This window comes from Vibrio sp. 11-4(1) (assembly GCF_013048625.1).
In the GTDB taxonomy this organism is placed as follows: Bacteria; Pseudomonadota; Gammaproteobacteria; order Enterobacterales; family Vibrionaceae; genus Vibrio; species Vibrio diabolicus.
Window position 1 is genome coordinate 446,661 of record NZ_VHSY01000001.1, and the last position, 13,290, is coordinate 459,950.

At 43.6% G+C, this 13,290-nt stretch carries 14 protein-coding genes; 8 read left to right on the forward strand and 6 right to left on the reverse strand.

Annotated features, from left to right (window positions below):
- Positions 1-323 precede the first annotated feature (323 nt).
- A complete protein-coding gene (locus FKN16_RS01745) occupies positions 324-788 on the forward strand; it encodes a cytidine/deoxycytidylate deaminase family protein (protein ID WP_005373515.1) in 465 nt (154 codons plus the stop codon).
- Positions 789-875: 87 nt separating this feature from the next.
- Here the strand turns inward: FKN16_RS01745 and pepT are convergent, their stop codons facing one another.
- Together pepT and FKN16_RS01755 are read right to left on the reverse strand one after the other, a co-directional pair.
- On the reverse strand, positions 876-2,105 hold the full coding sequence (pepT, locus tag FKN16_RS01750) for a peptidase T (protein WP_047008127.1): 1,230 nt from the start codon (positions 2,103-2,105) through the stop codon (positions 876-878).
- A 170-nt stretch (positions 2,106-2,275) separates the two neighbouring features.
- Entirely contained in the window at positions 2,276-3,139 is an 864-nt protein-coding gene (locus FKN16_RS01755) for a DUF6279 family lipoprotein (protein ID WP_170901868.1), read from the reverse strand.
- A 261-nt stretch (positions 3,140-3,400) separates the two neighbouring features.
- Here FKN16_RS01755 and FKN16_RS01760 point away from each other — a divergent pair, with 261 nt between their 5' ends.
- Positions 3,401-3,574 (forward strand): hypothetical protein, encoded by a 174-nt coding sequence (locus FKN16_RS01760; RefSeq protein ID WP_005373524.1) that lies wholly within the window; start codon positions 3,401-3,403, stop codon positions 3,572-3,574.
- Positions 3,575-3,663: 89 nt separating this feature from the next.
- On the opposite strand, the gene FKN16_RS01765 is transcribed toward FKN16_RS01760, so the two are convergent.
- On the reverse strand, positions 3,664-4,296 hold the full coding sequence (locus FKN16_RS01765; RefSeq protein ID WP_005398453.1) for a response regulator: 633 nt from the start codon (positions 4,294-4,296) through the stop codon (positions 3,664-3,666).
- Positions 4,283-6,019 (reverse strand): nitrate/nitrite two-component system sensor histidine kinase NarQ, encoded by a 1,737-nt coding sequence (gene narQ / locus FKN16_RS01770; protein ID WP_048625157.1) that lies wholly within the window; start codon positions 6,017-6,019, stop codon positions 4,283-4,285. Before narQ ends, FKN16_RS01765 begins: the two co-directional genes overlap by 14 nt.
- 247 nt (positions 6,020-6,266) lie before the next feature.
- Between narQ and napF the strand changes: the two genes are divergently transcribed.
- From napF to FKN16_RS01800, 6 genes are all read left to right on the forward strand, one after another.
- On the forward strand, positions 6,267-6,752 hold the full coding sequence (napF, locus tag FKN16_RS01775) for a ferredoxin-type protein NapF (RefSeq protein WP_005398455.1): 486 nt from the start codon (positions 6,267-6,269) through the stop codon (positions 6,750-6,752).
- 41 nt (positions 6,753-6,793) lie between these two features.
- The gene (locus FKN16_RS01780; protein ID WP_005398456.1) at positions 6,794-7,102 is read left to right on the forward strand and encodes a chaperone NapD; all 309 of its coding nucleotides are present in this window, start codon (positions 6,794-6,796) and stop codon (positions 7,100-7,102) included.
- Positions 7,099-9,588, forward strand: a complete 2,490-nt coding sequence (gene napA, locus FKN16_RS01785) for a periplasmic nitrate reductase subunit alpha (protein WP_170901869.1) — start codon at positions 7,099-7,101, stop codon at positions 9,586-9,588. Before FKN16_RS01780 ends, napA begins: the two co-directional genes overlap by 4 nt.
- A gap of 78 nt (positions 9,589-9,666) precedes the next feature.
- Complete coding sequence (locus FKN16_RS01790) at positions 9,667-10,122, forward strand: nitrate reductase cytochrome c-type subunit (RefSeq protein WP_031780699.1); 456 nt, start codon at positions 9,667-9,669, stop codon at positions 10,120-10,122.
- A 28-nt stretch (positions 10,123-10,150) separates the two neighbouring features.
- Positions 10,151-10,729 carry a NapC/NirT family cytochrome c gene (locus FKN16_RS01795; RefSeq protein WP_005398274.1) on the forward strand — a complete coding sequence of 193 codons (579 nt, stop codon included), beginning with the start codon at positions 10,151-10,153 and terminating at the stop codon, positions 10,727-10,729.
- Positions 10,730-10,740: 11 nt separating this feature from the next.
- A complete protein-coding gene (locus FKN16_RS01800) occupies positions 10,741-10,875 on the forward strand; it encodes a TIGR02808 family protein (protein ID WP_005373546.1) in 135 nt (44 codons plus the stop codon).
- A gap of 204 nt (positions 10,876-11,079) precedes the next feature.
- On the opposite strand, the gene phaC is transcribed toward FKN16_RS01800, so the two are convergent.
- Together phaC and FKN16_RS01810 are read right to left on the reverse strand one after the other, a co-directional pair.
- Complete coding sequence (gene phaC / locus FKN16_RS01805; protein WP_170901870.1) at positions 11,080-12,855, reverse strand: class I poly(R)-hydroxyalkanoic acid synthase; 1,776 nt, start codon at positions 12,853-12,855, stop codon at positions 11,080-11,082.
- An 80-nt stretch (positions 12,856-12,935) separates the two neighbouring features.
- A complete protein-coding gene (locus FKN16_RS01810; RefSeq protein ID WP_005398278.1) occupies positions 12,936-13,283 on the reverse strand; it encodes a phasin family protein in 348 nt (115 codons plus the stop codon).
- Between the last annotated feature and the right edge of the window lie 7 nt (positions 13,284-13,290).

Consider the following 13,290-nt stretch of genomic DNA (forward strand, 5'->3'; position numbering starts at 1 on the left):
GTTTCTAAATGTAAACATGAGAAACAAAAAGAAAATAAAGTAATTTAGTTAACAGTGATATTTAACGAACAATACACAAGCAGCTCAATCATAACTATTTGATATACACTCTCAGGCATCGTGCATTTAGAGGCGCCAGGAAACACTAAGTGAGATATCGTATAAAGACGGAAAGTGAGATTCGGTGCTCAAGATAAGAACGTTTTATGGTTAAAAAGACAAAAAATGACGCCTTCATACTCAAGACCCCGATTTTGACTATTTTTTTAATATAAATGGGTTATCATTCAATTAATTCAACGCCTTCGACAGAGAGGATGACTATGATTTCTAAATGGGCAAAACGCTTTTACCAGATGGCAGAACTAGTGGCGTCATGGAGTAAGGACCCATCAACACAAGTCGGTGCAGTTATCACTAAACAGAATCGCATTGTATCTGTTGGATTTAATGGCTACCCGCACGGTGTTTCTGACAGTGTCGATACCGATGAACGCGAGTTGAAATACCTTAAAACACTACACGCGGAAGAGAACGCAATTTTGTTCTCAAAACGTGATTTAGACGGATGTGATATTTGGGTGACTCATTTTCCATGTCCTAACTGCGCGGCAAAGATCATTCAAACAGGGATCTCACACGTGCACTGCCCTGAGCAGTCTGAAGACTTTTTATCTCGCTGGGGAGATAAAATCCAAGTCAGCCAAGACATGTTCGATCAAGCGGGTGTGAAAGTCGACTGGCTACCACTAGAAGACATTGAAATTGAAGACAAAGACGTACGTTAATGTTTCGTTTTTGAATTTAAAAATAGCCCAGATGACTCTGGGCTATTTTTCCCCATTCAATCGACAAGAACCGCTCGACCTGGTCTGTTAACCGTGTTTTTTAGCGGTGAGTTCAGCAATTTTGACGATGACAAGCACTGACTTCTCCATCATTTCAACCGAAATAAACTCATGAATCCCATGGAAGTTAAAACCACCAGTGAAGATATTCGGGCACGGCAACCCCATAAAAGATAAACGAGCGCCATCTGTACCACCACGAATAGGTTTTATAATTGGCTCCACATCACACGCTTCCATCGCTTGCTTTGCTAGCTCAATGATATGCGGGTAAGGCTCAACCATTTCTCTCATATTGTAATAGCTGTCTGTTATTTTCAGTTCTACAGAACCATGGCGTAAGCCCGCGTTCATATCATCAACGAGTTTCTGCATAAAGGCTTTACGCTCTTCAAGCCCCTGACGATCAAAGTCTCGGATAATGTAACCAAGCTCGCTTCGCGCCACGCCCATTTCTGCCGATTTTAAATGGAAGAACCCTTCGTAGCCTTCGGTTGTTTCCGGAGTTTGATCTTGGGGCATTTGAACTTGAAATTTCGCAGCCAAGTTCATCGCATTGACCATTTTGCCTTTTGCGGTACCTGGATGAACGCTAACACCATGAAAAATCACATCGGCGTTTGCCGCATTAAAGTTTTCGTATTCCAGTTCACCTTGCGGGCCACCATCAATAGTGTATGCCCATTTCGCGCCAAACTTTTCAACATCAAATAAATCTGCGCCCCGGCCAATCTCTTCATCTGGTGTAAAGCCGATACAAATGTCGCCGTGTGGAATGTCTGGATTTTCTAGTAACAGCGCGACTGCAGAGAGAATCTCAGCAATACCAGCTTTGTTATCCGCGCCAAGTAATGTAGTGCCATCGGTAGTGATAAGATTGTGGCCATGTAGATGATGTAAATCTGGATATTGCACCGGAGATAGCACTTCATCCCCCAACCCTAGCGCAATATCGCCGCCTTGGTAATCTTCAATAAATTGCGGTTTTACGTTTTTTCCTGAGGCGTCAGGCGCGGTATCCATATGGGCAATAAAGCCTATAGGCGGCACCTCATAATCAACGTTAGCTGGCAGTCTAGCCATCAAGTAGCCATTTTTATCTAATGTCACATCACTTAAGCCAAGTTCAATCATCTCTTTCTTAAGCAACTCAGCAAAAACAAGCTGACCAGGCGAGCTTGGGCAAAGCGTAACATGTGGATTTGATTGGGTATCGAACGTGACGTAGCGAAGAAATCTTTCAACTAAATGTTTCATATTTATTCTCATTGTTTTTATACGATGAGGCTTTATCAACCATCAGCAAGCTGACCTTACCTCATCAAACCTCAAGCTATGTTACGCTCTTAGCTCAATAAGAATTTGCTTTGAATCATTTTTTCATAAGAAAGGCTACGGCACATCCCCTCGTCAATTGAAGCATGAATCTAATCTAATAATTCCTCAGCTAGTACTCGCCACTCTTTTACCTTACCGCGAAAATGAAGCCATTGTTTATCGGTCATAGATTGAGAAATATCTAATGTCAGTTGATCGACCAGCACAAAGTTAGAATCAATATTTTTAGAAAGCTGCTCACTGTAATAGCTCTCTGGCTCGAACAACAGGCGCATAAATATATCCTGATAAGTGACAGCATTGGACTTGTTGTCGAACAGATATTCGAGCTCTTGATATATCGTAGCTCGATAACCTCTCCATAAAGGACTGTTAAGAGTGACTTGTTGAGAAAACGTTTGAGCTAATTGGCGCTGACTTTCTGATAGGCTTCCCAACCACTCTTCCATCCATTCTTCTGTGTTATCTAGAATAATTTCACGTATTTCATCTTCCGTTTTATCCGCATATTTTGCGTTTCGCTCTTGATAATGCTCTTGTACATTACTCAGAAATTCCCGTTCTTGATCTTTCGTTAACTGTAAACTCAAAGCAAAAAGGTCTGGTGCCGCTTTGCTTACCACTCTATCGTAATGCGCTCGCATTCTATCTCGATTTTCCCGCAAATAATTTAGGGTTATATCGCTCGCTTTTAATCTCTCAAGCTCTTTTAAATGATCGATATATAACGGTAACTCTTCTTTCTTATGCCATTCTGCTAACAATAATAAGCGTTCTTCGACCAAGACTTCTTGTTCACCTTGCAGAGAAACATAATCCTCTATGTAATCGATAACGAACCAATCGATATTGCTGTATAGAAACTTCTTCGTACATCCGGCAAGAAGAAATACGAAACAAAATAGAAGGCCATAACCAAGCACCTTATTAGATACACCCTGTAATTTAGTCACTTATTCGTATTCCCTTTTCTATTGATTAAGTTCTATACTCAACTTGTATCACTTAATATTGCGGCAAACTTACACCAGTGTGACAAATATTGATTGCCACCTTAATAATATATAGAGTTTGAAATTAACTTTTTGATCACAACTATCCGCAAAAAAGTGAGTTAGAGCGCAATTATCGGCTAAAAAACACACCGAACGACGCTCCCTATAACGGCATATAATTTGCATGGATGTTTTTTGGATGGTTTATGGAGGCGAAGTATGGCAGCCGCTGAGCAACTTGATACCAGTGTAGAATATGAGATTCGATATTTTGAACAGGGGAAAATGCACTGCATGAGAGTCATTGCTGAAAGCAAAAAAGTGGCTTATCAGTACTATTTAGAGTGCGGTAAGCACAACAGTGACTTGTACTCTATTCGCCCAGACAAATAAAAAAACCGCCTTTAAGGCGGTTTTTTTATTATTAAAATCACGCTAAACGATTGATTCCATTGGTGGTTTGGGATTGTTCTTCAACTGTATTATTTGATGTCGCCAAAGCGCTCAAGATAAAGAACGGTTGCCGCAGTACGAGAAGGAACTTGAAGCTTTTTAAGTAAACTCTTCATATGCACTTTAACCGTTGATTCAGAAATAAAAAGACGATCGGCAATCTGCTTGTTGCGGAAACCTCTTGCCACCTCTCTTAAGATCTGCGTTTCGCGATCCGTCAGCGTATCAAAAACGTCCTCTTGTCCTGAACGCTCACTCAAATACTTAGAAACTTCTTGGCTGTAAGCTTTGTCACCTTGATGCGCTTGTTTTAGCAACTCAACCAGCTCATCAGGCTCAGTATCTTTCAATAAATAGCCATCTGCGCCACTTCGAACTATTGCTTCTATGTCAGCAGGACTATCCGATACGGTTAAGATAACAATTCGAGCTTCACAACCATCAGCACGTAGCGCTTGTAAGGTATCGAGGCCTGACATGCCTTTCATATTGAGATCAAGAAGTACAAGATCCAGTTCCAGCTCATGCGCTTTCGCTACCGCATCTGCGCCATTACTTGCTTCTGCAACGACTTCAAACTCAGGCTCAAAGCTTAAAAGTTGATGAATACCTCGTCGCATGAGTGGATGATCATCCACCAGCATTACTTTACACACTGTCACTGTTTACTTCCTTACTATGTTGGAATTCTAGTTTTACGGTACAGCCTTTGTTGATCGATGCTTCAATATGAAGATCGGCATGCAGCCTAGCGGCTCGCTCTTGCATGATACTCATACCGTAATGATTTAATTTTTCGTCTTGATGTTCAAAGCCTATTCCATCATCGGTAACGGTTACTGTGACTTTTCCATCATTATCAAGACATTGAATGTGAATATTATCTGCTTGCGCATGCTTGATGGCATTAATTGCCGCTTCTCTTATCAACTGTAGTAAATGAACCTGCTGGTGTGCATCCAGTTCAGTTGAAGAAAGTCTATTTTTTAACGTAATGTCAGCGACGGTTTGTTCGTTGAGCGTTTCGACCATATCTTGCAATGCTTGGCCAAAACTGCCTTCTTTAATCGTAAGACGAAACGTCGTCAGTAACTCGCGTAGTTGGGTATAAGCAGCAGATAAGCCCGTATCCAACTCGGCAATGACTTGATTCGCCTGAGCTATCGCTTTTTCATCAGGCAAATTCTTTACGCTTCTCTTTAATAAAGCGACCTGAATTTTTAAATAAGAGAGTGCTTGAGCTAATGAATCATGCAGTTCCCGAGCAATGGTGGCTCGCTCTTCCATCAGTAGGATTTGTTCTGCTTGGCGTTGGGCTCGATTGTAATACACGGCACGCGATAAAATCTGCACAAAGTTGTCAATCAGTGCCTCATTCGGACAAGGTAACCCTGCCTTCCAATACAAATAGCCTAAGTGTTCACCGTCCAACGTTAGAGCCTTACTGTGGCAATCTTCATCACAGTCGTGGCAGCACTCTTCCCCCTCCATTAATATCCAACTCGGTTCTCCCAATTGCTCTATTTCAAGTTTGACCGCTTTAATGCCTTCAAGACTTGCAATATGTTGTAATATGGCTTGGAAGTTATCCTGATTAATACGCGAAGCCGTTAACTCTTTCGACGAGTCATACAATACTTCTAAAGACTGATTCGCATGCTGTAATTTACGCGTTTTTTCATCAACCGCTTGTTCTAGCCCTCGGTATAACTTACCAAGGTCCGTCGCCATCCGATTAAAGGTTCGAGTCAGGATCCCCATTTCATTATCGCTGGATACATCAAGCGATATATTAAATGAGCGATTCTTAATTTGCTCGCTAGCAAAAACTAAAGCACGCAAAGGCCGTACAACTTCGAGGCGCACAAAATGGACAACAAACATACTGACACAAAGGATACCGCCTAACCCTAACCCGCCAATCCAAGCTAAGTTAATCAGCTTTTGCTCCGAAAAGCTTTGCAGCTTAAATACAAACTCATCGATCTGCTTTACAAAACCAGCCACTAGGAGTTGGTACTCCGCCGGGTTGTCTCCTCTCAGCACCGACTTGAGCTCATGCCATCTCATAATAAGACGGTAGTAATCATGAGTAATGTCTTCTGGCACTGACCAGTGCTGGAGTGCTTTCATGGAAGGTGAATATATCGAATGTTCAAATGCGTCAATATGTGAAGAGTAATCAACAGATTTAATCTGAATATCATGTGCCAAACGATAACTTTGCATTCGCATTGAGCCAGCAACATTGACGGCTTCTGCATCATTCAAGCTTGACGCTAACGTAAAAATTGCAAAACCAGTCGTAGCAACTGAAAGCAGCAAAATAAGAAGCATCGCGGACGCAATCGTGCGCGTCACTGACTTTTTCACATTTTTAAACAATCTGAGTTCCTCGCCCATTAACAACCCTATTTGTACGTGCAATGAACCCATTACCTTTCAACTTTATCAATATGTGATCACCTGCGACGGAATTTATTGATCCAAAACAATATTGCATCCTATTTACCTCCTAAGAGGTATTTATACAAATATGTCAAAAACTACAATTTCGTTAGTTTAAATGACAGTTTATTAATGAAAATTGTGGACTATGCTTAGTTTGGGTTCCAAGTTTCGAGGTGACTAAGTGGTAGACCTTTCCAGAAGAAGACTCTTTGCAAGAAAAGCGCACCCCGACAACGCCGTACGTTTGCCTTGGTTAACCAAGCCAGAACAGTTTACGGACGATTGCACTCGCTGCGGTAAATGCATTGAGGCCTGCGAAACAAAGATTATAACTAAAAGTGATGGCGGATTCCCTTCGGTCGATTTTTCTATTGATGAATGCACATTTTGTTATCAGTGTGCAGACGCCTGTCCTGAGCCCCTTTTCTTGCCAAAAACAGAGCAACCTTGGCAAGCGAAAGCAAGCATCAACGATAGCTGCTTAGCAAAACAAAATGTCGAATGCCGAAGCTGTGGGGATATGTGCGACCCAATGGCAATTCAGTTCAAATTAGAGCTGGGGAAAGTAGCACAACCCAATTTAGACCTTGATGAGTGTAACGGCTGCGGCGCCTGTGTTTCAGTGTGCCCGACTTCATCCATCAATGTGAGCAATATAACAGCCTAAGCCGTATGTCGTCGGCCAAAGGCAATAAATGAGAGAGCTATATGTCACTAAATGAAGTGCATATTTCAAGTTTGGTAGTACACGTACTGCCAGAACATCTGGACGAAATCAAACAACAGATCGAAGCACATGAAAATGCGGAAATCTATGGTGACAGTCCAGAAGGCAAGATTATCGTCGTGCTTGAAACCGAAAACCAAGGTTTTATCACAGACACTATCGATGCCATCAACAATTTACCGAATGTCTTGAGCACGGTATTGGTTTATCACCAAATCGAAACTGGGCTTGAAGAAACGGATGAAGAAGACACTGGAACACAACATTCCCAAATCGAGGGTGAAGTATGAAAATGACAAGACGTGCGTTTGTGAAAGCAAACGCGGCTGCATCAGCTGCTGCTGTCGCAGGTGTGACACTACCAGCATCTGCAGCCAACCTGATTGCAAGCTCTGATCAAACCAAAATCACATGGGACAAAGCACCTTGTCGTTTCTGTGGTACAGGCTGTTCTGTTCTTGTTGGTACGCAAAATGGCAAAGTGGTAGCAACACAGGGTGACCCAGAAGCACCAGTAAACAAAGGCCTAAACTGTATTAAAGGCTACTTCCTTTCTAAGATCATGTACGGTCAAGACCGTCTGACTCAGCCGATGCTGAGAATGAAAGATGGCAAATTCCACAAAGACGGTGAATTTACACCTATCTCTTGGGATGACGCTTTCGACATCATGGCTGAGAAATGGAAAGCTTCCCTCGAGAAAAAAGGTCCAACAAGCGTAGGTATGTTTGGCTCAGGCCAATGGACCGTAATGGAAGGCTACGCTGCGTCAAAGCTAATGAAAGCGGGCTTCCGTTCAAACAACATTGATCCAAACGCGCGTCACTGTATGGCTTCTGCTGTAGTTGGCTTTATGCGCGCATTCGGTATTGATGAGCCGATGGGGTGTTACGATGACTTTGAGAACGCAGACGCATTCGTTCTATGGGGCTCGAACATGGCAGAGATGCACCCTGTTCTATGGACTCGTATTACTGACCGTCGCCTGAGTCACCCTCACGTTAAAGTGAACGTGCTTTCTACTTACTACCACCGTTCATTTGAGTTGGCAGATCACGGCTACATTTTTAATCCACAGTCTGACCTAGCGATTGCTAACTTTATCGCGAACTACATCATCGAAAACGATGCGGTAAACTGGGACTTCGTAAACAAGCACACCAACTTCACTCAAGCAGATACCGACATCGGTTACGGCCTACGTGACGATGATCCGCTACAAAAAGCAGCGAAGAATCCTAACTCAGGCAAGCTAACGTCTATCTCTTTCGAAGAGTACAAAAAGTCTGTTGCACCTTACACCGCTGAGAAAGCCTCTGAAATCTCTGGTGTTGAAAAAGAGAAGCTTATCGAGCTTGCGAAGCAATACGCCAATCCAAATACAAAAGTAATGTCACTTTGGACAATGGGTATGAACCAACATACTCGTGGCGTGTGGATGAATAACTTGGTTTACAACATCCACCTACTAACCGGTAAGATCTCGACTCCGGGTAACAGCCCATTCTCACTAACGGGTCAACCATCTGCGTGTGGTACGGCTCGTGAGGTTGGTACTTTCGCTCACCGTCTACCTGCAGACATGGTGGTTGCTAACCCTAAACACCGTAAGATTGCGGAAGACATCTGGAAACTGCCAGAAGGGACGATTCCACCAAAACCTGGCTTCCACGCCGTATTGCAAGACCGTATGCTGAATGACGGCGTTCTGAACTGTTACTGGGTTCAATGTAACAACAACATGCAAGCAGGTCCAAACATCAACACAGAACGTCTTCCAGGTTACCGCAACCCAGAAAACTTCATCGTCGTGTCTGACCCATACCCGACAGCAACAGCACAAGCAGCAGACCTTATTCTTCCTACCGCAATGTGGATTGAAAAAGAAGGTGCTTACGGTAACGCAGAGCGTCGTACTCAAGCTTGGTACCAACAAGTGGGCACGGTCGGTCAGGCAAAATCTGACCTGTGGCAGCTAATGGAGTTCTCGAAACGCTTCAAAATGGAAGAAGTGTGGCCTGAAGAGCTGCTAGCGAAAGCGCCTCAGTACCGTGGTAAAACCATGTACGACGTACTATACCGCAATGGTAATGTCGACAAGTTCCCTATCGAAGAAGCTCGCGAATTGAATGACGATGCCCACCACTTCGGTTTCTATGTTCAAAAAGGTCTGTTTGAGGAATACGCAACGTTTGGCCGTGGTCACGGGCATGATTTAGCACCATACGACCGTTACCATGAAGTGCGTGGTCTACGTTGGCCAGTTGTTGATGGTAAGGAAACACAATGGCGCTTTAAAGAAGGTTCTGATCCATACGCAAAAGAAGGTTCTGGTTGGGACTTCTACGGCAATTCTGACGGCAAAGCGAAGATTATCTCTGCACCATATGAAGCGCCACCAGAGGTGCCAAACGATGAGTTTGATATGTGGCTATGTACTGGTCGTGTTCTTGAACATTGGCACACAGGCACCATGACTCGTCGTGTACCTGAGCTATACAAAGCAGTACCAGACGCAGTGTGTTACATGCACCCTGAAGACGCAAAAGCGCGTAACGTTCGTCGTGGTGAAGAAGTACTCATGGCAAACAAACGCGGCGAAGTACGCGTTCGTGTTGAAACTCGCGGTCGTAACCGTCCGCCAAAAGGTTTGGTATTCGTACCGTTCTTTGATGCACGTATTTTGATTAATAAGCTCATCCTAGATGCGACTGACCCACTGTCTAAACAGACAGACTTTAAGAAGTGTCCAGTCAAAATCACTAAGATTGCTTAACCTTCAGATACCGAATGCTACGGCCGTCACTATGGCGGCCTAATAAAGAATTTAAGCCATAAAGGCGGAGATGAAATGATGAAAAAATTACTTGTCGCACTTTTATCTGTAGGTGCTTTAGTGACAGGCATTGCGCAAGCTGAGTTAGATAATCCAGGTGGTATTGGCGGTCTAGAGTCTCTACGTGGAATGTCTCAATTGGAAGACACACGCCCTGCAGATGAGTTCAAAGACTTCCCTAAAGACCAGATTGTTGAAGATAGCTTTGTTTATCAACCACCGTTGATCCCACACAGCATCCGTCACTACGAAGTATCGTTAAATGCTAACAAGTGTCTTGCGTGCCACAGCTGGAAAAATGCAAAAGAGTCAGGCGCGACTAAAATTAGCGTAACGCACTATGTAAACCGAGAAGATGCTGTATTGGCGGATATGTCTCCTCGTCGTTACTTCTGTTTGCAATGCCACGTGCCACAAACTAATGCTAAGCCACTAGTTGAAAACAAGTTCGAGGCAGTTGATTCGCTTCAGTAATTGAAACGCGAGTACGAAGAGGTTATTTATGAAAATACTTAAAGCGTTTTGGAAAAGACTGAAGAACCCAAGTAAAGCTGCCGCTGGTGTGGTTTTGTTCTTAGGTTTTGCTGGCGGTCTTTTATTTTGGGGCGCATTCAACACAGGTATGGAGGCAACCAACACAGAAGAGTTCTGTTCTGGCTGTCACGCACCAATCGTTGCTGAAATTCAAGAAACAATTCACTATTCTAACCGTTCTGGTGTTCGTGCCATCTGCTCAGACTGTCACGTTCCTCATGAATGGACAGATAAGATCGTTCGTAAAGTACAAGCATCCAAAGAGCTATTCGCTCACTATGTTCTGCGTACTATCGATACACCAGAGAAGTTCCAAGAGCGTCGAGGACACCTTGCTGAGCGAGAGTGGGCGCGAATGAAAAAGAATGACTCTCTTGAGTGTCGTAACTGTCACGAGTTTGATTACATGGATTACTCTCAACAAGGCTCACGAGCAGCGGAGCAGCACTCTACTGCGCTAGCTTCTGGAGAGAAAACCTGCGTAGATTGTCACAAAGGCATCGCGCACAAACTACCGGACATGAGCGGCGTTGAAGGCTGGCACTAAGGAGACTTCCCATGAGTACTTTAGAATCTGTAATTTGGCATATCCTTGGCTATAGCGCCATGCCTGTGATTATTCTTTCCGGCTTTGTGGCAGTAGCAGCAATCTCTCTCTGGCTGCTGTCATTTGGTAAGGATAAAGAGGTGTAACGTAACGCACCTCTACCCGTCAACTTGCCTATTTGTTGACACTAAGCGCTGAGTATCTACTCGGCGCTTTTTTATTCACCGTCACTTTCGACCCCAGAGTTTCCTCAATCGATACATATATTCAATCGGTATAATAAGGTAGCCAGTAACGACCAAAAAAAGCGACCATAAAGGTCGCTAAAATTTACTGCTATAGGGAGTTGTTTAAGATTCTTTTACTGGCAGAACCTGCTTGACGTATTGCCCTGGAGCTTCATCGATTGCTGGGTGATCTTCCGAGCCAATAGGGAATGGTTCGACTTGCTCTTTAGGACTGAATTGAAGTAGCCATTCATTCCAATGTGTCCACCACGAGCCCTCTTTGTGCTCGGCATTATTCAACCACTCGTCAGCCGAATCATCCAAAGTATCGTTCAACCAATAGCCATACTTATTTTTCGCTGGAGGGTTCACGATACCCGCAATATGACCCGACTCACCGAGAACAAACGTTTTGTTGCCACCAGTGTTTAGGGCACCACGATAAGTTCCCTGCCATAACGCTATATGGTCTTCTTTCGTTGATACAAAATAGCTAGGAATTTTGATCTTATTTAGATCAATCCATACCCCACCAATTTTGACGCCTTTGTCTTGCACTAGCTTATTCTCTAAATAGAGCTCACGAAGCAAGAAGTTATGGGAGGCAGCACTCACGTTGGTGCTGTCACTGTTCCAGTACAACAAGTCAAAATCGACTGGGCTGTTGCCCTTTAAGTAGTTGTCGACATAGTAGTTCCAGTACAAGCTATTTTCGCGCAGTAAGCTGAATGTGACGCTTAATGAACGACCGTCCATATACCCTTTTGCGTTGTTTTGCGCCTCAATTGCACTAACAATGGTGTCATTGATGTACGCGCCAACTTCGCCTGGCTGAGAAAAGTCGAGCAATGTGGTGAAGAAAGTCGCTGATTTAATACGCTTCTTCATACGTTTTGCCGCATAGTACGCAACCGTGCTCGCCAGAACCGTACCACCAATACAGTAACCAGCCGCGTTGATTTGCTCTTGGCCCGTTATATCTTCAATTGCGGCGACGGCTTTGACGACGCCTTCTGTCACATAGTCACCAAACTCTACATGCGCTTGTGCCTTGCCTGGGTTACGCCAAGACATCATAAATACGCTATGTCCCTGCTCTAGCAACCATCGAACCATTGAGTTCTTCGCTGTTAAGTCAAGGATGTAGTATTTATTAATGAAAGGCGGAACGATGAGCAGTGGCGTCGCATTCACTTTCTCTGTTAGAGGTCGATATTGAATCAACTCAAACAATTCGTTTTGAAAAACCACATCGCCCGGAGTGGTCGCAACGTCATCACCCACGCGGAATGCATTGTTATTCGTCATACGAATTTTCAAAATGTCCGCGCTGGACTCAACGTCTTCTTTTAACTGCTCTAAGCCAGCCAGAAGGTTTTGACCGTTTTGCTCAAGTGTCAGTTTCAAGAGTTCTGGATTCGTCGCGATGAAATTCGAAGGGGAAAGTGCATTGATGGCTTGACGGGAAAAGAAAAGTATTCGCTCTTTAGATTTTTCATCCAAACCTTCGAGTGACTCAATTGTATCTAAATAAGTCTTGCTGAATAACAGGTAGGATTGCTTAATGAAGCTATACATCACCTCATTTTGCCACGCTTCATTAGAAAAACGCTTGTCCCCTTTTTCTGCTTCAATGACCTGTTTTTGGTTACCCGCCAACGCGACATTCTGCCAAATTTGTAGCTGCTGTTCCCACCATTCTGCTTGCAGTTTTAAGATCGCAGCAGGTTGATTTACAGCTTGTTCGAAGAGTTTGGCAGTGTCTTCCAAGTTCACTTCTTGCATGGCCTTATTTAAAGGAGAGTTCACGACTGCCTTGTTCACTTCGAAATCATGCCACCACTGTTGATTGGTTTGTTGAAGCTGTACAAGATAGTCCGAAAAGAAGTGCTGAAACATAGTCTTACTCCTATATTCGGAAAAAACAACGCCGCCCAAATTAGGGTCTAGAGACCCTAAGGCGGCGAGAATCGGACAAATTACGCTGGAGTAACAGTCTTTAGATTTTCCGAAGTCATTTTCTCAACGTCTTCTTTGAACTCTTTTGCAATAGCTTGAAGCTTGTTGCTGTCGTCCATCATTTGTTGAGAAAGCTTAGTAAGAACGCTTAGTTGCTGGCTGTTGAAAGCAGTCAATGACGTTACGTCTTTGATTTCTGATGCCGCTTTCATTTGGTTCAGACCCACTTCGCTGTAAGTACGAATTGCGTTCAGTTGAAGCTCAGTCAACACTTCTACGTTTTTTGTCACTAGCTTGTTGAACTTCAAGTAAGGTTCTAGATTTTTTTCAGTTTGATCGCTAAAGGTTTTGAAGAAATCTGTGTACATGGTTTAT